Genomic DNA, 18002 nt, shown 5'->3' on the forward strand with positions numbered 1-18002 from the left:
GTGCAGGGTCGTGGCTACTGGGACGGCTGCTCGGTGGAGGCCTCGGTGTTCTCCTGCTGCACCGCGGTCTCCTCGGTCCGCTCGGACGCGGCCGAGGGACCGGGCTGCTCGTCGTCGACGTCGATCGTGCCGCCGTGGGAGTCCTCCGCCGAGTCGGCGGCGGGCTCGTCGTGCAGGCCCGTGTCCTCGGCCAGGCCGGGCTGGGAGCGGTCCTCGGCCCCGGTCACGCCGGGCGGCGTCGACACCTCGGACGCGTCGGAGGAGGCAGTGGTCGGGGTCTCGTCGGTCCCGGCAGGGTCGTGGCTCATGACTACGGCGTACCCGACCCCGAGGCGCCCAACCCGCCGCTGCGGTCGTCGGTGATTGCGGCTGTCGGTGCCCGGGTGTGTGATGTTGGGGTCGGTCCGCACCGGCACCGTCTCTCGGAGGTCTGCCATGCCACGTCGCCGCCCACGTCGTCTCCTCGCCGCCCTGGTCGCCACGACCACCGGGCTGGGCGCGCTCGCCCTGGCCCCCGCCAGCGCGGGTGCCGAGCAGCGGGTGCCCTCCGGTGGCCGCTACAACGTGAAGACCGCGACCAGCACCGGCTACGGCGGCGCGGTCACCTCGGTCGACCCCGAGGCCTCGCGGGTCGGCATCGAGGTGCTGCGCCGTGGCGGCAACGCCGTCGACGCGGCCGTCGCGACGGCTGCCGCGCTCGGCGTCACCGAGCCCTACAGCTCGGGCATCGGCGGCGGCGGCTACTTCGTGCACTACGACGCCCGGACCAAGCAGGTCAGCACCCTCGACGGGCGCGAGACCGCCCCGGCCACGATGCCGACCGACGCCTTCGTCGACCCCGCGACGGGCAAGCCCTACCGGTTCACCCCCGAGCTGGTCACCAGCGGGGTCTCGGTGGGCACCCCGGGCACGCTGGCGACCTGGGACACCGCGCTGCGTCGCTGGGGCACCCGGAGCCTCGCGCGATCCCTGCGTCCGGCCACCCGGCTGGCCTCCCGCGGGTTCGTGGTCGACCAGACCTTCCGCGACCAGACGGCCGACAACGCCGCTCGGTTCCGCCAGTTCCCCGCCACGCAGCGCCAGTTCCTGCCCGGCAACCGGCTGCCGCGGGTCGGCAGCGTGATGCGCAACCGCGATCTCGCCGCGACCTACCGGCTGATCTCCCGCAAGGGCACCAAGGCCTTCTACACCGGTCCGCTGGCCCGCCAGATCGCCCGCACCGTGCAGGACCCGCCGACCGTGCGGCGGCCCAGCCTCCCGGTCCCGCCCGGCTACCTCACCACCCGCGACCTCGCCGGCTACCGCGTGGCCGCCCAGGCGCCGACCCGCTCCACCTACCGCGGCTACGACGTCTACGGCATGGCGCCGTCCTCCAGCGGCGGCTCGACCATCGGCGAGGCGCTCAACATCCTCGAGCGCCACGACCTGGGCTCGCTGTCCGAGGTCCGTGCGCTCCACCTCTACCTCGAGGCGAGCGCGCTGGCGTTCGCCGACCGCGGGGAGTACGTCGGCGACCCGCGGTTCACCGACGTGCCCCTCACCGACCTGCTGTCCCCGACCTACGCCGCCGAGCGCGACTGCCGGCTCGACCCCGCCCGTGCCGCGACCAAGCCGGTGGAGGCGGGCGACGTCGAGGACTACGACGGCGTCTGCGGCGACGGCACCACCCAGCGCCGCCCGGAGCAGGACACCGAGAACATCTCCACGACCAACCTGACCACCGCCGACCGCTGGGGCAACATCGTCGAGTACACCCTCACCATCGAGCAGACCGGAGGCTCCGGCATCACCGTGCCGGGACGTGGGTTCCTGCTCAACAACGAGCTCACCGACTTCTCCTACGACGGCGTCGCGGCCGACGACCCCAACCGGATCCAGCCGGGCAAGCGGCCCCGCTCGTCGATGTCGCCGACGATCGTGCTCCGGGGCGGCAAGCCCGTGCTCGCGCTGGGCTCGCCCGGCGGCTCGACGATCATCACGACGGTCCTGCAGACGTTGGTCAACCGGCTCGACCTCGGCATGACCATCCAGCAGGCGCTCGCCTCGCCGCGCGCGTCGCAGCGCAACAGCAAGGCCGTCACCGCCGAGCCGGAGTTCATCACGCTCTACGGCGACGCGCTCGAGGAGTACGGCCACACCCTGACCCCGTCCGGTGACGCCTTCACCAGTGCCGCACAGATCGGGGCGGCCACGGCCATCGAGCTCGGGTCCGGCGGTCGGATGACGGCGGTCGCCGAGCCGGTCCGACGAGGTGGAGGCTCGGCACTGGTCGTGCGTCCCGGGCGGTGAGTCCGGCGGGTCGCCGCCGCAGCGGGTCCCCGTGCGCGCCCGGAGGTTTCAGGTGCGGGCGCAGATGGTAGGAAATGTCCAGCTGGGGGGCGGGACGCTGCCCCCACCACCGACCCGAGGAGCCTCCCGTGGAGAGTCCGGACAGCGCCGACCGCCCCCTGATCCCGCCCGTCGTCTACCTCCCGTGCCGAGCCCCGATCCCCGGCGCCGACCCCACCGTGGAGATGCGACGGCTCGAGGACGGCCGCGTCGCCCTGCTCCTCTACACCGCGCTCGACCGGCTCGCCCGCTGCTGCGGCGACGACCAGCCGTGGGCGCTCTACCGCACCGAGGACCTCGACGCGCTGCAGCGTGACACGCCCTTCGACGTCGTCATGGTCGACCAGGAGCTCCCCGCGCACCTCCGGCACGACCGGACGACGGCATGAGCGACCTGCGGATCACCCCGGCCGACGCCGAGACGATCTCCGGCCTGCACGGAGACGCCGCCGACGGCATCGAGGGCACGGCCTCGTCCTCGCCCGGCACCGTGGACGCCGGTCCCGCGTCCGCCGCGATCGCCGCGATCCTCGCCCGCGTGGGCCTCGAGGCCGACGACCTGGCGCTGGTGCACCGGGGTGCCGAGGAGCTGATGGACCAGACCGCCACCGACTACGCCGCGACCGACGAGTCGGTCGACGCCGCCTTCGACCAGCTCACCGAGGGTGTCCCCGAGGGGTGGACCAGGTGATCGAGACCAAGGTCGAGGGCAGTCCCGCCGCTGTGCGCACGGCCGCCACCTGGGTGGGCGAGACGCTGCGGGGTCAGGTGGTCGACGCCGGTCAGGACGCGACCGACGCCCGCCAGCGCGCGGCCAGCGCCTGGGAGGGCGAGGCGTCCTCGGCCTACCGCAGCTTCGCCGGCAAGGTCGTCGAGGCGAGCGACGAGCAGGCGGACGACCTGTCGAAGGTCGCCGAGAAGCTGCGGACCTACGCGGTGAAGCTCGACCACGTCCAGGGCCGGATGGCCGGCCGCCGGGGGGAGGCGAGCGGGGGCGGGCTCACCGTCGCCGGGACCGTGATCCAGCAGCCGCCGGACCCCGTGCGTCCCGCCGACCTCCCGGCTGGCTCCAGCCAGGCCGCGGCCGACGCCTGGGACCGGGACAACGCGGCGTTCGAGCGGGCGAACGACAAGGTCGAGCTCTACAACCGCCTGTCCACCGAGGTCGAGGACGACCTCACCAACCTCGAGGAGTGGATCGGGGCCAACCTGACCGCGATCGCCACGGTGGAGGACCCGCCGCTGAGCAGCTACCTGATGAAGCAGCTCCAGAAGGCACCCGCCCTCGCCATGATGTTCGGCACGGACCTCCGCGGACGCCAGCTGCGTGCCGACTCCGAGGAGCTCCGTCGCCGGGCGGAGGACCTGCGTCGCCAGGCCGACGAGGCCCGCGCGGCGCGCCGCTCCGGCAACCCCGCCCGGGCCGCCGCCGGCAACGCGGTCGACGTCCGTGACACCAGGCGCACCGCCCGCGGCCTCGACGCGATCTCCGAGGGCGCCGAGCGGCTCGGGCGACGGGTGCCGGTGATCGGCACGGTCCTGAGCCTGGGGCTCGCCGGCAACGACATCGCCAACGGTGAGTCCCCCGGCCAGACCATCGCCAGCGAGGCCGCGGGCATGGCCGGCGGCGCGCTCGGGGCCGCGGCCGTGGTCGGAGGTGCCGCGCTGCTGGGCGCCACCGCCCCGGTCTGGGGCGTGGCGGTCGGCGCCGCCGCCCTCGGTGTCGGGGCCGGCATGCTCGCCGAGTACGCCTGGGACCACTGGGTGCCCGAGGACGTCACGGAGGCCATCGACGAGGGGCTCGAGGAGTTCGGCGAGGGCGTGGCAGACGTCGCGAGCGACGTGGGGGAGGCCGCCAGCGACGCCTGGGACGCGGTGACCCCGTGGTGAGCCGCGGGCTGACCCCACCCGGCCCCACCCCCGGGGTCCCGCTCCGTCAGCGGCTGGGGCTCGTCACGACCGCCCTGGTCGTCGCACCCGTCACCGCCGCTGCGGGGGTGCTGATGGTGCTCCGGGGCGACCTGCTCCTGATGGTCGCGGGCGTGCTGGTGCTGGCCACCGGCGTGCTGGCGACGGCCTACCTGACGCAGTTCCTGCGCACCCCGACCGGCACGCCCCGGGTCCGCGAGCGGGACGGGGCCACGGTCCTGCCCGAGTCCGGTCTCGCCCGCGTGACCGCCTGGGGCGCCCTCGCAGGATCGCTGGTGTCCCTGCTGGTCCTCGTGCTGGCGGCCGTGGGGGCGGGGGCGGACGGTGCCGCCTCCGAGGTGGGGGTCTGGATCGCAGCGGGCGTGCTGCTCCTCGCCGTGCCGACCGTCGCCGGGGTGGTGCACCGGCGCGTCCGGCCCGGTGAGCTCGTGCTGACGCGCGAGGCCATCACCCTCGTGTCGTGGAACGCCGACCGGTCCCTGGCCTGGGACGACGTCGTCGAGGTCTCGATGCCCAGCGTGCCCCGCAGGACCCTCGTCGTCGCCGCAGCCCGGGCCGAGGACGTCGGACTCGGACGTCGCCCGGTCGGTGTCGGCGAGCAGCAGGCCCGCTCCGTGGCCGGCGCCGACCGCGCGCTGGCGATCTCCTTCCCGCACCTCACCGGTGACCCGGGGACGATCGCCCGGGCGGTGGCCCACTGGTGCACGACACCGCCCGCGCGGGGCGAGCTCGGCACCCCCGCTGCCCGCGTGCGCCTGAGCGGCCGCACCGAGCCGACGGCGGCAGTTCGGTGAGCGGCCCATCGAAGGGCCCGTCGAAGAACCCGTCGGGTGGTCCGGTGAGCGGGTCGGAGGTGCCGCGCCGGCACACGCTGCCTGCGCGGCCTGCGGTGCGGCTCTACGGCGGCATCGCCCTGATCGTCCTGGTCGCGCTGGTGCCGCTGGCCGGTGCGGTGGTGATGGTGCTCAGCGGCGGCTGGCTCGCGGCCTCCGGGCTCGCCCTGGCCCTGCTCGTGCTCAGCGCGGTGGTCTTCCTGGTCACGGCCACCGCCGCACGCCGCACCGGGCGGATCGACGCACGGTCCCGCGACGGGGGCCTGGAGCTGCCCGTCTCGCGCTGGGTGCTGTCGTGGCTGGGTGCGCTGGTGGTGCTCTTCGTGGTGTTCGCCCTGACGCTGGTGGCCAACGCCCTGACGGCGTCGGCGGGTGGGCCGTGGGGCCCGCTCGTGCTGGTGGTCGGGGTGCTGGCCCTCGGGGTGCCCATGGGACTGCGCCTGGTGCGCGGCCACTACCAGCGGGGTGGGCTGCTGCTCACTCCGCGCGAGCTGGTGTGGTCGACGTACAACACGACCACGCGGGTGGCCTGGAAGGACCTGGTGGGGGAGCGGCTGGTGGCGGACCCCGGTGCCCGGCTCGTGCTCGAGGCGCGCACCGCTGCGAGCCTGCATCGCACCCGCGGACCGCAGGGCCTGGCCGAGCAGCCGGTCGGTGGGCCTCGGGTCGCTGCTCACGAGGTGTCGGTGCCGCTGGCCTTCCTCGGCTCCGACGGGGCGCTGGCGGCCGACCTGGTCACCCACTACCGCACCGACCCCGCGGCCCGCCGTGAGCTGTCCGACCCCGCCACCGCGCGGCGCTGGTCGACCACCGGCTCCGGCGAAACCGGTTAGCCCCGTCGCGACGGGCGAACTAACCTGGGAGACGTATGACGAACGCATCCGAACCCTTCGACCTCGCCCAGGAGCTCGCCGACACGGCGACCTGGGACGAGGAGCCCACCGAGCCCCGCCGTCCCGAGGTCGCCACGGCACCGGCTCCCACCACACCCGAGACCTCGTGGCCCGACGAGCGCGAGCAGACCACCGGTGAGCAGGACCTCGCGGCCCGGCACCAGCTGCGCCGCGTCGCCGGGCTCTCCACCGAGCTGGAGGACATCTCCGAGGTCGAGTACCGCCAGCTGCGCCTGGAGCGCGTGGTGCTGGTCGGTGTCTGGACGCAGGGCTCGGTGGCCGACGCCGAGAACTCCATGGCCGAGCTCGCGCTGCTGGCCGAGACCGCCGGCTCGACGGTGCTCGACGCGCTCTACCAGCGCCGGGACAGCCCGGACCCCGCGACCTACATCGGGCGCGGCAAGGTCGAGGGCCTGGCGGAGATCGTCAAGGCCAGCGGCGCCGACACCGTCATCTGCGACGGTGAGCTGGCCCCCAGCCAGCTGCGCAACCTCGAGGACAAGGTCAAGGTCAAGGTCGTCGACCGGACCGCCCTGATCCTCGACATCTTCGCCCAGCACGCGAAGTCACGCGAGGGTCAGGCGCAGGTCGAGCTGGCGCAGCTCAACTACATGAAGCAGCGACTCCGCGGCTGGGGCGGCAACCTGTCCCGTCAGGCCGGTGGCCGGGTCGCCGGCGGCGCGGGCATCGGTGGACGCGGCCCCGGTGAGACCAAGATCGAGACCGACCGCCGCCGCATCAACACCAAGATCGCCAAGCTGCGTCGCGACCTCACCCACATGAAGACCACGCGCGACACGAAGCGCTCGGGTCGCAAGCGTCACGAGATCCCCAGCGTCGCGATCGCGGGCTACACCAACGCGGGCAAGTCCTCGCTGCTCAACCGGCTCACCGACGCCGGCGTGCTGGTCGAGGACTCGCTGTTCGCGACGCTGGACCCCACCACCCGGCGCACCGAGACCGGTGACGGCCGCGTCTACACGATGAGCGACACCGTCGGGTTCGTGCGGCACCTGCCCCACCAGCTGGTCGAGGCGTTCCGCTCGACGCTGGAGGAGGTCGCCGACTCCGACCTGATCGTGCACGTGGTCGACGGCTCGCACCCCGACCCCGAGGGCCAGCTGGCCGCGGTGCGTGAGGTGCTGGCCGAGATCGGTGCCGACAAGGTGCCCGAGCTGGTGGCCATCAACAAGGCCGACGTCGCCGACCCGCTGGTCGTGGCCAGGCTGCGGCAGCGCGAGCCCCACTCGGTGGTCGTCTCGGCCCGCACCGGTGAGGGCGTCGCCGAGGCGCTGGCCGCCATCGAGTCAGAGCTGCCGAAGCCGGCCGTCGAGGTCTCGGTGCTGCTGCCCTACGACCGCGGCGACCTGCTCTCCAAGGTCCATGAGCACGGTGAGGTGATCTCGCTGGAGCACACCGGCGACGGCACCCAGCTGAAGGCCCGCGTCAACGAGGTGCTGGCCGGCGAGCTCGCGGCGTACCCCGGCTGAGCCTCCGCGCCGCCTAGGATCCGCGGCATGAGCCGGGACCGCCTCGCCGGGTCGGTCCTGCGCGTGGTGGCCGGCCTGCTGCTCGCGTGGGTGGTGCTGCTCCCGGTGCTGCGGCCGGCGGAGCAGGTGCCGGCCGCCGACGACGGAGTGACGGTGACCGACCACCGTGCGGCGTACGTCGTGGACGGGCGGGGCACGCTGCGTGCCGCCGAGACCCTGACCGTCAGCCTCGCCCGGCCGACGGCAGGGCTGGAGCGACGCTTCGACCTCCGCGACCCGGGCTCCGTGCGCGGCGTCCGAGCGCCCCGCGAGGTGACCGTGACCCGCGACGGCCAGGCGGAGGAGGTCGCGCTCAGGCGGGAGGCGGGCGTGGTCGTCGCGCGGCTCGGCGACCACGATCGCGAGCTGACCGGCGAGCACGTCTACGTGCTGCGTTGGACCGTCCCCGGGGTGCTGGCCACGGCCGGGGACGACGACGACCGGGCCAGGCTGCGCCTCGACCTGCTGCCGGCGGGGTGGGGCCTGCCGGTGCTGCGCAGCCGCACCAGCCTGGAGCTGCCAGACCGGCCGCTGCGCGTGCGCTGCTCCGTCGGCGGTGCCGCGTGCCGGCCCCGGGTCGCCGACCGTGGCCTGGTCGTGGCCACCGGCCGGCTGGCCGTGGGGGAGGCGGTGCGGGTCGACGCGGTGCTCGACGGCGAGGCACCCGGGCTCGCGAGGTTGCCGTGGCCGCTGCGGCTGGTGCCGGCACTGGGGGAGCGGCGGTGGCCGCCGGTCGTGGTGCTGCTGCTCACCCTCGCCACGTCGTACGCCGGGACGCGGCTGGCCGCCCACCCGCGACCGCGGCGCACGCGGCTGCTCGTCGTCGGTGCGGTGCTCGCCACCGGGGTCACCTGGCTGCTGGCGCCCTGGACGCTGGTGCTGCTCGTGCCGGGGGCGTTCGTCGTGGCCGCCCTGCCGCTCCTGCTCCCGGACGGCGCCGCACGGGCCGCCCGGGAGCGTGTGGGACCGGTCTAGGAGTCGCTCTTGCGCGGGTCGGAGGCGGCCAGCGTCTCCTCGTCGTACGGGCTCTCCTCGACCGCGATCGCGAAGTCGTCGCCGTGGCGGGTGACGCCGTCGACCACGGCCTGCTCGACGGCGGCGCTGCCGTAGCGGCGGCGCACCATCAGCGGGTCCGAGCGCAGGTCCTTCACCAGCGCGACGCACAGCACGATCATCACCAGCACGAACGGCAGCGCCGCCACGATGGTGAGGTTCTGCAGCCCGGTGAGGGCGTCGCCCCCGTCGCCGCCGACCAGCAGCATGACCGCGGCCACGCCGCCCATCAGCACACCCCAGAAGATGACGGTCGCGCGCTTGGGCTCGATGGTGCCGCGCGAGGACAGCGTGCCCATCACGATCGACGCGGCGTCGGCGCCCGAGACGAAGAAGATCGCCACGAGCACCATGACCAGCACGGCGGTGATGCTGGAGAGCGGCAGCTGGTCGAGCATGCCGAACAGCTGGCTCTCGGCGGCCTCGATGTCCCCGAGACCGGCGCCCTGCTGCTCCAGCCGGATGGCGGTGCCGCCGAAGATCGCGAACCACACCAGCGAGACCAGGCTCGGCACCAGCAGCACGCCGGTGACGAACTGGCGGATGGTGCGTCCCCGGGAGATGCGGGCGATGAACATGCCGACGAAGGGCGTCCAGGACAGCCACCAGGCCCAGTAGAAGACGGTCCAGGTGGAGAGCCACGCGGCCATGCCGTCGCCGCCGATGGCCTCGGTGCGGGCCGACATCTGGGCGAGGTCCTGCACGTAGGAGCCCAGCGCGGTGGGGACCAGGTCGAGGATAAAGACCGTCGGGCCGACCACGAACACGAACAGTGCGAGGGTCAGCGCGAGCACCATGTTGGTGTTGGACAGCCACTGGATGCCCTTCTCGACGCCGGAGACGGCCGAGAAGATGAACGCGATGGTCAGCACGACGATGATGCCGACGAGGACGCCGTTGCCGACGCGACCGATGCCCGTCACGATCTCGAGCCCGGAGCCGATCTGGAGGGCGCCGAGGCCCAGCGAGGCCGCCGAGCCGAACAGGGTGGCGAAGATGGCCAGGATGTCGATCACCCGACCGGCGGGGCCGGAGGTGGTGCGGCGGCCGAACAGCGGGGTGAAGACCGAGCTGACCAGCTGCGGGCGGCCCTTGCGGTAGACGCTGTAGGCGATCGCGATGCCCAGCACGGCGTAGATCGCCCAGGGGTGCAGCGTCCAGTGGAACATCGTGGTCGCCATGGCGTGCTGCACGGCCTCGGGGTTGCCGGCCGCCCCGGTGCCGGGGGGCGGGGTGACGAAGTGGGACAGCGGCTCGCTGACGCCGTAGAACATCAGGCCGATGCCCATGCCGGCCGAGAACATCATCGCGATCCAGGACACCGTCCTGAACTCCGGCTTCTCGCCGTCGTTGCCGAGCGGGATGTCGCCGAAGCGGCCCATGGCCAGCCAGATCACGAAGGCCACGAAGGCCGTCGCGGTCAACACGAACAGCCAGCCGGTGTACGTCGTGACCCAGGTCAGCGCCGTGTCGGAGACCGACGTCAGGGAGCCCGTGGAGACGAACCCCCAGACCAGGAAGGCCAGGCTGATGGCGGCGGTCACGCCGAAGACCACCTTGTCGAGACCCGAGCCGTGGTCCTGCTCGTCGACGACGCTCTCCAGCGCCGGGTGCTCACCGGTCTGCGCCGCGCGGGCGACGAGGTCGGGGCTGGTGGACACGGCGTCCACGACGTCGTGGCGGCCGTCGCGGGGATCCCTCTCGGGTCCGCTCGCGGTGGGTTCTGTGGTGGTCGTGGCCATGCCGAGTGCCTCTTTCTCCAGGTCTACGGGTGGTGCCGAGCTGCCGTGAGGCGGCCCGTCCTCCACAGCCCACCAGGGGGTGACCGGGGACGAGCGATCAACCAGCATAAGGTGCTCCGGTGGTCGAGGAGCAGGGCGTGCGCGGGGTCCTCGGCGCCGCGGTGGCCACGCTGGGGGGCCAGGAGCGGCCCGGGCAGGTGGCGATGGCCGAGGCGGTCGCCCGTGCGATGTCGCAGCGGCGGCACCTCCTGGTGCAGGCCGGCACCGGCACCGGCAAGTCCCTGGGCTACCTCGTGCCGGCGATCCTGCACGGCGACCGGGTGGTGGTCGCGACCGCCACCCTGGCGCTGCAGCACCAGCTCGTCGAGCGCGACCTGCCGGCCCTCGTCGAGGCCGTCAAGGACCAGCCGGGCTGCGAGGACGCCTCGTTCGCCGTGCTCAAGGGCCGCTCCAACTACGCCTGCCTGCACCGGGTCCGCGAGGGCGTGCCCGACGACCAGGGCGCGCTGCTCGACGCGGCCTCGTTGCCCGAGGGGTCCCTCGGGGCCGAGGTGCTCGCGCTGCGGGAGTGGGTCGAGGACGAGTCGTCCTCGGGCGGCACCGGCGAGCGCGACCACGCGCCGCGTCACACCGACCGGGTCTGGCGCCAGGTGAGCGTCAGCCACCGCGAGTGCCTGGGGGCGGCCCGCTGCCCCTACGGCCAGGAGTGCTTCGCCGAGCTGGCGCGCGAGCGGGCCCAGCGCTCCCGGGTCGTGGTGACCAACCACTCGCTGCTGGCCATCGACGCCATCGAGGGCATCCCGATGATCCCGGCCTACGACACCGTGGTGGTCGACGAGGCGCACGAGCTGGTCGCCCGCGTCACCCAGGCGGCGACCGACGAGCTCTCGGCCAGCGAGGTCGACCGCACCTCCCGCCGTGCTGCCCGGCTGGTCGAGGGCGACGAGGCCGACGACCTCGGCGACGCGGGCGAGGCCCTGCTCGACGCGCTGCTCACGGTCGAGCCGGGCCGCGTCGACCGACCGCCGCAGGCGCTCGCCGACGCGCTCGAGCTGGTCCGCGACGCCGCCCGGGCCCTGGTCTCCGCGCTGCCCAAGGAGCCCGCCATCGGCTCCGGCGAGGTGCCGGACCCCGGCGCGGCCCAGGCCAAGGGCTGGGCGCAGGAGCTCTTCGCGACCGCGGAGCGGATGGCGGCCGGCTCCGACCGCGACGTGCTCTGGGTCTCCGAGCGCGACCGCGTGCGCGGCGGTCGCTCGCTGCACGTGGCACCCCTCGAGGTCGCGATGCCGATGCGGCACGGCCTGCTCGTCGACAAGACCGCCGTCCTGACCTCGGCAACACTGCGGCTCGGCGGCGACTTCGACGCGGTCGCCACCTCGCTGGGGCTGTGGCCCCGCGAGCGCGTCACCGCCGACACCCCCGTCGACGCGGACACCGACGACGGGGCCGAGGACGACGTGCAGCCGTGGGAGGCGCTCGACGTGGGCTCGCCGTTCGACTACCGCGCCCAGTCGATCCTCTACGTCGCCCGCCACCTGCCGCAGCCGGGCCGCGACGGCCTGACCCAGCGCCACCTCGACGAGATCGCCGAGCTGGTCGACGCCGCCGACGGCCGCACCCTGGGCCTGTTCTCCAGCCGCCGTGCGGCCGAGGCCGCCGCCGAGCACGTGCGCGAGGTCCTGCCCCACCTCACCACCCTGGCCCAGGGGGAGGCCCAGCTGCCCGAGCTGGCCCGGCAGTTCGTCGGCGACCCGCACACCAACCTCTTCGGCACGCTCAGCCTGTGGCAGGGCCTCGACGTGCCGGGGGAGACCTGTCAGCTGGTGATCATCGACCGGGTGCCGTTCCCGCGACCCGACGACCCGCTGATGTCGGCGCGCCAGCGGGCGGCCGACCAGCGCGGCGGCAACGGCTTCATGCAGGTGGCCGCCACCCACGCGGCGCTGCTGCTCGCCCAGGGATCCGGGCGTCTGATCCGCACCACCACCGACCGGGGTGTGGTGGCCTGCCTCGACCCACGGCTGGTGACCGCGCGCTACGGCTCGTTCCTCCGGGCGAGCCTGCCCCCGATGTGGCAGACCGAGGACCCGGCGGTGGTGCGCCAGGCCCTGAGGCGCCTGGCCGGCGCCTGACCCGTGCCGGACCTGCCGCGGAGCCACGCCGTACGCGGCCGGGTCGCGCTCAGCGGGCGGTGACGATCACCGATCGCGACGACCAGGGGGAGGCGCCGAGGCCGTTCTCCGCCGTCACCACGAAGGTGTAGCGGCCCTGGGGGAGCCGGTAGACCAGCGCGCGGACGTTGGCCGCCGTGCGACCGGTCGTGTAGGTGCGGACCACCCGGTTGCGGGAGTCGAGCTTGTAGGCCCGCACCCGGTAGCCGAGGATCGCCTGCCCACCGGTGACACGCGGGGCGGCCCAGCGCGCGGTCGCGCTCACGGTGCCGCCGGCGGAGCCCGAGGAGGCGGCACCGATGGACGGGGCGCCGGGACGGCTGAGCACGACGGGCGAGGCGGGCGCGGGGGTGGGCGTGGGGGTCGGCGCCGGGACGGTGGTGCCGCACCCGTGGGTGGTCAGCGTGTAGCTCCCGATGCTGGCGTAGTCGGAGTAGGTGCTCGTCGCCGAGCTGCTGTTGCCGACGCCGTCGACGCGGAGGTAGTAGGTGCCCCTCGTCAGGGTGCGGGTCACCGTGGCGTCCATGCCGGTCGAGACGTACACCGGGTAGAGCAGACCACCCAGCGGGTAGGTGTCCATCCGGTAGCCGGAGGCGGGTGAGGCGAGGTCGAGCCTCCTGCCGTCGGCGTCCTGCAGCTCCAGGCTCAGGTCGAGCGCGGTCTGGGCGCCGATGCCCTTGGCGGCCGCCTGCACGGTGGTGTCGCACCCGAGGTCGAGACGGAAGGTGTCGACGTCGCTGCGGGAGGTGATGACGCCCCGGGCGGTGGTGCTGCCGTCACCGCTGACGGCGGTCGCGGCCGTGCGCTCCTCGGGGTGGTCGTCCGCCAGCAGCGGCAGGTGGTGCTCCTGCATCACCTGCAGGTCGTCCTCGGGGTTGTTGGCGCCGGCGTACTCGCCCCGGCTCCACTGGTTGACGGCGCGCATGGCCGAGAGACCCATCAGCGGGCCCCAGCCGTCGGTGCCCCGGTAGTACGTCGAGGTCGCGGTCGCGTCGTGGGAGAGGCCGAGCGTGTGGCCCACCTCGTGGGCGGCCCCCTGGGCCGTGAGCACGGGCGACAGGGCGGGGTTGTCGGCGAAGACCCAGGCCGGGCTGCGGAACCCCGCGGGGTCCACCTCGCCGAACGAGCCGTCCATCGCCAGCCCGAAGCAGCCCGAGCAGGCCTGGTCGTTGGCCGAGGTGTCGCTGGTGAACACGACCCGGGTGCCGTACGTCGGGTCCGACTCGGTCTCGCGTCGCAGGGCGGCCGCACCGGGGTCGGCGGTGGTGACGTCGACGTCGAAGGCGGCGAAGCTCTCGGCCACCTGTCGCCACACGTGCTGCACCCACGCGTGCTCGTTGAGGCTGAAGGTGGTCGCGTCACCGTTGCTGTCCCACCCCTTCCAGGTCCCGGAGGGGAGCCGGTGGTCGCTCCCCGCGTCGTTCCACGCCGTGCCGGAGACGGTGGCGCCGTCGAAGTCGAGGTAGACGGTCCGCGTCGACCCCGGTCGGCTGTGGAGGGCGAAGGTCTGTGCCTGGGGGAACAGTGCGGTCAGCGGGACCTGGCCCGTGGTGCCCTCGACGGCCGCTTCCTGCGCCTGCGGCTCGGCGTAGAAGACGTAGCCGGCCGAGACCAGGTGGACGGTCTCGTCCTGCGAGAGCAGGTCGCGTAGCTCCGCGGTCGAGCGCGAGTTGCGGCGGGCCAGCTCGGGCAGGAGGTCGCGGTGGGAGGCGAGCACCTCGCGGCCGGTGAGCGTCCGGGGCAGGACCCGGTCGGTGGTGACCCCGGACGCCTGCGGACCGCGCACCGCGCGTGGCGTGCTCGTGGCGCCGGTCCGGTCCCCGGCCGTCTGGTCGCCGGCCGTCTGGTCGCTGGCGGGCTCGTCGCCGGTGGGCCGGTCGGTGGCGGGCTCCTGGGCGGGTGCCTCGGCGACGCGGGCACGCCGTGCCGCTCCCCGGTCACGGCGACCGTCGGCAGCCGCGGAGCTCACCGCCGGGTCCGCCGGCTCGGCGACCCGGACGGAGGGTGCCGTGATCGCCGTGCGGGAGTCCGGGACGGACAGGCTGTCGGCGCCGTGGGCCAGCACGGCCGCAGCCACGGCGGTGGTGGCGCCGAGGGCGATCAGACGACGTGCGCGGGGGGTCACCCCCTCATGGTCACCCGAAATACGGACTCTCGGGGTTAAACGCCTATATCGGACAAACTACATCCGACGCAGGACCGCCGTGACCTTGCCGAGGATGGTGGCGTAGGTGCCGTCGATCGGGTCGTAGGCGTCGTTGTGCGGCAGCAGCCAGACCTTGCCGTCCTTCTTCTGCAGCGTCTTCACGGTGGCCTCGCCGTCGAGCATGGCCGCGACGACCTCGCCGTTCTCCGCGTTGGGCTGCTGGCGCACGACCACGTAGTCACCGCTGCAGATGGCGGCGTCGACCATGGAGTCGCCGGAGACCTCGAGCAGGAACAGCGTCCCGTCGCCGACGAGGGACTTCGGCAGCGGGAAGATGTCCTCGACCCGCTCCTCGGCCAAGATCGGCCCACCCGCCGCGATGCGACCCACCATCGGGACCATCGTCGCCTCGGGCATGCTGTCGCCGGCTCCGGTGGGGTCGAAGGGCGACTCGTCGGCGCTCGCGATCGCGCGGCGGGCCGCCATCAGCTCGGGGATGAAGACCTCGAGTGCGCGCGGACGGTTGGGGTCGCGCTTGATGAAGCCCTTCTGCTCGAGCACGCGCAGCTGGTGGGCGACGCTGGAGGAGCTCGTCAGGCCCACCAGCTCGCCGATCTCGCGGATGCTGGGCGGGTAGCCGCGCTTCTCGATCGACTCGCGCAGCACGTTGAGGATGCGCTGCTGGCGAGGGGTGAGGCCGGTGACGTCGGGGGCCGCGTCGGGCAGCTCGGACACGGTGCCTCCCTTCGTGCTGGGGGAGGAACCGGGGGTCTGTGCGTCTCGCGTCGCCATGTGCCGCACCGTAGTCCAGCCGGGACCACCACTTCAAACACCTGTTCGAACCGCGTGTCGCGGCGCGAGCCTGGCTCGTGTGCGAACGCGTGTTCGACCAAATGCTTGTCTCGGGGGTCCGCGTGCCCTACCGTCGTACAGGTGTTCGATCGAACGTCTCTTCGAACCCGCTGACGATCCGGTTGTCGGTGGTCGCGGATAGACATCGTTCCAGCACCCGGCAGGGGTCGCCGACCGCGCCGGGTCGCCCGACCCGGCACTTCCCCGAAAGAGGTTGATCGATGAGCACGCTGAGCATGACCCGCGAGACCGCCCGCACGTCCACCGAGGCCCGAGTCCGGGTCCCGCGTCCGCGTGCGAGCGCCTCCTCGTTCGACTTCACCGCCCCGGTCCCCGCGGTCGGCCAGGACGACCCGGCCCTGCGCGTCCTCGACGTCCCGAGCACGGCTCGTCCCGCGGCGCGGCTCGTCGCCCCCGTCCCGGAGCCCCAGCGCCAGGTCCACGTCGCCCGCCCGGTGCGCCTGACCCGTCGTGGTCGGCTCACGGTGACCCTGACCTTCCTCGGGCTCGTGCTGGCGACCATGGTGGCGCTCGGCGGCAGCTGGGCCGTCGCCTCGCTCGGAAGCGGCGAGCCGGCTCCGGTGCGGGTGGTGGAGGTGCAGCCGGGCGACACGCTCTACGGCATCGCCTCCTCGCTGGCCGAGCCGGGCGAGGTCCGCGACATGGTCTACCGCATCCAGGAGCTCAACTCGCTGCCCACGGCCACGATCGCCGAGGGCCAGAAGCTCGCCGTCCCCCGCGGCTGAGTCATCGGCCCGTCCGCCACGGGCCGGCATGACGTGCGACGACCTCCTCGACCCGGGTCGACGCACGGGGGAAGCGACGGGGCGGAGCCACTGGCTCCGCCCCGTCGGTGCGTTCCGGCGCGCTCAGTCCGCTCGGGCGCGCGCTGCGCCCTCGGCCAGCAGCAGCTGGGCCGCCGTGTAGGTCAGCATCACGGCCCTGTCCAGGGCCGGCGAGGCGTCCTCCAGCACGAACGTGCGGGTGGCGAGCAGCGTGTCCGAGAGCAGGAAGGTCCAGGCTCCGGCGGCGAGGAGGTGGCGTGACCGCGGTGGCAGCGACGCGTCGAGGTGGCCGGCTCGGGCGGCGAGGCCGGCCAGCAGGGCGGCGTACGACACGACGGGCGCGGCCAGGGCTGCGTCGCGTCTGGCCGCGGCGTACGTCAGGAGGGGGGCGGTGGCGACCCACACGCCTGCGGCGGCACGGGCGCCGTACGACTCCCGCAGCGGTGGGGGACCGGCCAGATGCTGCAGGCCGTGCAGGGTGGCCGCGTGACCCATGGCGAAGGCCGTCACGCCGCCGAGGAACGAGCGGCGACCGTGCCCGAGCAGCGCGACGTCCCCGACCCACCCGCCGGCCTGGGCGGCCAGGGTGCTGCGCCGCAGTGGTGACCCGGCGGCGCGGGGATCGGCGACGAACGCCGTCGCGAGCGTGGGCACGAGCAGCGGCTTGGTGACCCGTCGCAGCCGCCGTGCGCTGGTCGTGCGGCTCCCTGCGGCCCAGGAGTCGACCAGCGCCAGAGCGACGTAGCCACGGCGCAGCGTCCGTGCGGTCGCGGTCGACACGGGACTCAGCGCTGGCCGGACAGTGACGGGCTGGCCTCGGCCACGCGCAGCGCGGTCGTAGGGCCGGTGGTCGTCACGGTGCCGTCCACCGGCTGCAGCGGCCCGCCGTTGAGCGACCACTGCGCCGTCCAGGTGACCACGACGCGGTGCTCGACGGTGACGTGGGCGTCGGCGTAGCGGTGGACGATCTCCTTCGACGGGTACGGCGCCCCCGCCGTGCTGGTGGTGGTGCTCGTGCCGTCGCCGTGCAGCCAGGTGAACTCGCTCGGCTCGATCTGCAACCGCACGTCCTGCCCCAGGATCGTCACGTCCCGGGTCAGCGGCTCGGCCTCGGTGAAGAAGATGGTGTCGAAGTTGACCAGCGTCTTGTCGCCCGGCTGGCTCTGCGACCGCAGCTCCGGCACCGGCACCCGCCGGAACGCCTCGAGCACCATCGCCTCGGTCACCTGCGGCGGGGCGGGTGCGGCCGCGGCGACGGCCGGGGGAGCGCCGTTGCCAGAGCACACGAACCCCAGCGGCGTCTCGCCACCGACGCCGACCTGCCACTGGCGGTACTGCACGCTGCCGGGTGGGCACGGGCTGGCGGGACACACACCAGCTCCGGTACTCGGGTTGCCGACGCCGGTGTCGCAAGGGGAGCGGTATTCATAGCGCACTTGCGGGACCACGGCTGAAGAAGGGCGAGTTTGCGCTGCTCCCGCAACATCGCTGCCCTTGATTGCCGCGCCGCCCGCCGATTCCTTCAGCAGAACGTCGAAAGCGTCGTCGCCCGGTGATACCGGATCTCGTCCGGCTTGGGAAGCACTAGGGCCGAGTGCGATCACCAAAGCAAGTAGGAGAGCACCGATGTACTGCGTCATGCTGTCGGATCCAGTTCTGCGACTCGCCAGCCGTCTCGAACTGGTCGGAGAACGAACGCGCGCAACCGCTTCGCTGCCCCCGGGAAGGCCGTGGGCGTTGC

At 73.7% G+C, this 18002-nt stretch carries 16 protein-coding genes; 10 read left to right on the forward strand and 6 right to left on the reverse strand.

The features are described from left to right. Positions 1 to 14: 14 nt before the first annotated feature. Positions 15 to 308 (reverse strand): hypothetical protein, encoded by a 294-nt coding sequence (locus tag ASG49_RS04195; RefSeq protein ID WP_056537429.1) that lies wholly within the window; start codon positions 306 to 308, stop codon positions 15 to 17. Positions 309 to 435: 127 nt separating this feature from the next. Here ASG49_RS04195 and ggt point away from each other — a divergent pair, with 127 nt between their 5' ends. The 8 genes from ggt to ASG49_RS04235 all read left to right on the forward strand — a co-directional run bounded on the left by ggt (position 436) and on the right by ASG49_RS04235 (position 8487). After that, the gene (gene ggt, locus ASG49_RS04200) at positions 436 to 2289 is read left to right on the forward strand and encodes a gamma-glutamyltransferase (protein WP_056537432.1); all 1854 of its coding nucleotides are present in this window, start codon (positions 436 to 438) and stop codon (positions 2287 to 2289) included. A gap of 128 nt (positions 2290 to 2417) precedes the next feature. After that, on the forward strand, positions 2418 to 2717 hold the full coding sequence (locus tag ASG49_RS04205; protein ID WP_056537435.1) for an SAV_915 family protein: 300 nt from the start codon (positions 2418 to 2420) through the stop codon (positions 2715 to 2717). Next, entirely contained in the window at positions 2714 to 3019 is a 306-nt protein-coding gene (locus ASG49_RS04210) for a hypothetical protein (RefSeq protein ID WP_056537438.1), read from the forward strand. Before ASG49_RS04205 ends, ASG49_RS04210 begins: the two co-directional genes overlap by 4 nt. Beyond that, positions 3007 to 4218, forward strand: a complete 1212-nt coding sequence (locus ASG49_RS04215; protein WP_056537441.1) for a hypothetical protein — start codon at positions 3007 to 3009, stop codon at positions 4216 to 4218. Before ASG49_RS04210 ends, ASG49_RS04215 begins: the two co-directional genes overlap by 13 nt. Then, positions 4215 to 5051, forward strand: a complete 837-nt coding sequence (locus ASG49_RS04220) for a hypothetical protein (protein WP_156384175.1) — start codon at positions 4215 to 4217, stop codon at positions 5049 to 5051. The genes ASG49_RS04215 and ASG49_RS04220 overlap by 4 nt, the downstream gene beginning before the upstream one ends. Positions 5052 to 5095: 44 nt before the next feature. After that, the gene (locus ASG49_RS04225; protein ID WP_156384176.1) at positions 5096 to 5923 is read left to right on the forward strand and encodes a hypothetical protein; all 828 of its coding nucleotides are present in this window, start codon (positions 5096 to 5098) and stop codon (positions 5921 to 5923) included. Between the two features lie 35 nt (positions 5924 to 5958). After that, positions 5959 to 7473: a GTPase HflX gene (hflX, locus tag ASG49_RS04230; protein WP_056537450.1), complete on the forward strand. Its 1515-nt coding sequence runs from the start codon at positions 5959 to 5961 to the stop codon at positions 7471 to 7473. A gap of 27 nt (positions 7474 to 7500) precedes the next feature. Next, complete coding sequence (locus ASG49_RS04235; RefSeq protein WP_056537453.1) at positions 7501 to 8487, forward strand: DUF2207 domain-containing protein; 987 nt, start codon at positions 7501 to 7503, stop codon at positions 8485 to 8487. Here ASG49_RS04235 and ASG49_RS04240 read toward each other — a convergent pair. Beyond that, positions 8484 to 10307, reverse strand: a complete 1824-nt coding sequence (locus ASG49_RS04240) for a BCCT family transporter (RefSeq protein WP_082533770.1) — start codon at positions 10305 to 10307, stop codon at positions 8484 to 8486. The two genes, ASG49_RS04235 and ASG49_RS04240, sit on opposite strands and share 4 nt — an antisense overlap. 203 nt (positions 10308 to 10510) lie before the next feature. Between ASG49_RS04240 and ASG49_RS04245 the strand changes: the two genes are divergently transcribed. Then, complete coding sequence (locus tag ASG49_RS04245; RefSeq protein ID WP_082533910.1) at positions 10511 to 12439, forward strand: ATP-dependent DNA helicase; 1929 nt, start codon at positions 10511 to 10513, stop codon at positions 12437 to 12439. A gap of 49 nt (positions 12440 to 12488) precedes the next feature. On the opposite strand, the gene ASG49_RS04250 is transcribed toward ASG49_RS04245, so the two are convergent. Both ASG49_RS04250 and lexA read right to left on the reverse strand, forming a co-directional pair. Continuing rightward, positions 12489 to 14603: a M12 family metallo-peptidase gene (locus tag ASG49_RS04250; RefSeq protein WP_056537461.1), complete on the reverse strand. Its 2115-nt coding sequence runs from the start codon at positions 14601 to 14603 to the stop codon at positions 12489 to 12491. A 57-nt stretch (positions 14604 to 14660) separates the two neighbouring features. After that, complete coding sequence (gene lexA, locus ASG49_RS04255) at positions 14661 to 15416, reverse strand: transcriptional repressor LexA (protein ID WP_056537464.1); 756 nt, start codon at positions 15414 to 15416, stop codon at positions 14661 to 14663. 281 nt (positions 15417 to 15697) lie between these two features. Between lexA and ASG49_RS04260 the strand changes: the two genes are divergently transcribed. After that, entirely contained in the window at positions 15698 to 16222 is a 525-nt protein-coding gene (locus tag ASG49_RS04260) for a LysM peptidoglycan-binding domain-containing protein (protein ID WP_056537467.1), read from the forward strand. 123 nt (positions 16223 to 16345) lie between these two features. On the opposite strand, the gene ASG49_RS18500 is transcribed toward ASG49_RS04260, so the two are convergent. Then, entirely contained in the window at positions 16346 to 17041 is a 696-nt protein-coding gene (locus ASG49_RS18500) for a lysoplasmalogenase (RefSeq protein WP_056537470.1), read from the reverse strand. Positions 17042 to 17046: 5 nt separating this feature from the next. Next, complete coding sequence (locus ASG49_RS18865) at positions 17047 to 17601, reverse strand: hypothetical protein (RefSeq protein ID WP_056537473.1); 555 nt, start codon at positions 17599 to 17601, stop codon at positions 17047 to 17049. Between the last annotated feature and the right edge of the window lie 401 nt (positions 17602 to 18002).

Source organism: Marmoricola sp. Leaf446, assembly GCF_001424755.1.
GTDB lineage: Bacteria > Actinomycetota > Actinomycetes > Propionibacteriales > Nocardioidaceae > Marmoricola.

Excerpts from the sequence above, each read along its gene's own strand:
- ASG49_RS04195 (WP_056537429.1), bottom strand. The coding sequence starts at position 308 with ATGAGCCACGACCCTGCCGGGACCGACGAGACCCCGACCACTGCCTCC.
- ggt (WP_056537432.1), top strand. The coding sequence starts at position 436 with ATGCCACGTCGCCGCCCACGTCGTCTCCTCGCCGCCCTGGTCGCCACG.
- ASG49_RS04210 (WP_056537438.1), top strand. The coding sequence starts at position 2,714 with ATGAGCGACCTGCGGATCACCCCGGCCGACGCCGAGACGATCTCCGGC.
- hflX (WP_056537450.1), top strand. The coding sequence starts at position 5,959 with ATGACGAACGCATCCGAACCCTTCGACCTCGCCCAGGAGCTCGCCGAC.
- ASG49_RS04235 (WP_056537453.1), top strand. The coding sequence starts at position 7,501 with ATGAGCCGGGACCGCCTCGCCGGGTCGGTCCTGCGCGTGGTGGCCGGC.
- ASG49_RS04240 (WP_082533770.1), bottom strand. The coding sequence starts at position 10,307 with ATGGCCACGACCACCACAGAACCCACCGCGAGCGGACCCGAGAGGGAT.
- ASG49_RS04245 (WP_082533910.1), top strand. The coding sequence starts at position 10,511 with ATGGCCGAGGCGGTCGCCCGTGCGATGTCGCAGCGGCGGCACCTCCTG.
- lexA (WP_056537464.1), bottom strand. The coding sequence starts at position 15,416 with ATGGCGACGCGAGACGCACAGACCCCCGGTTCCTCCCCCAGCACGAAG.
- ASG49_RS04260 (WP_056537467.1), top strand. The coding sequence starts at position 15,698 with ATGAGCACGCTGAGCATGACCCGCGAGACCGCCCGCACGTCCACCGAG.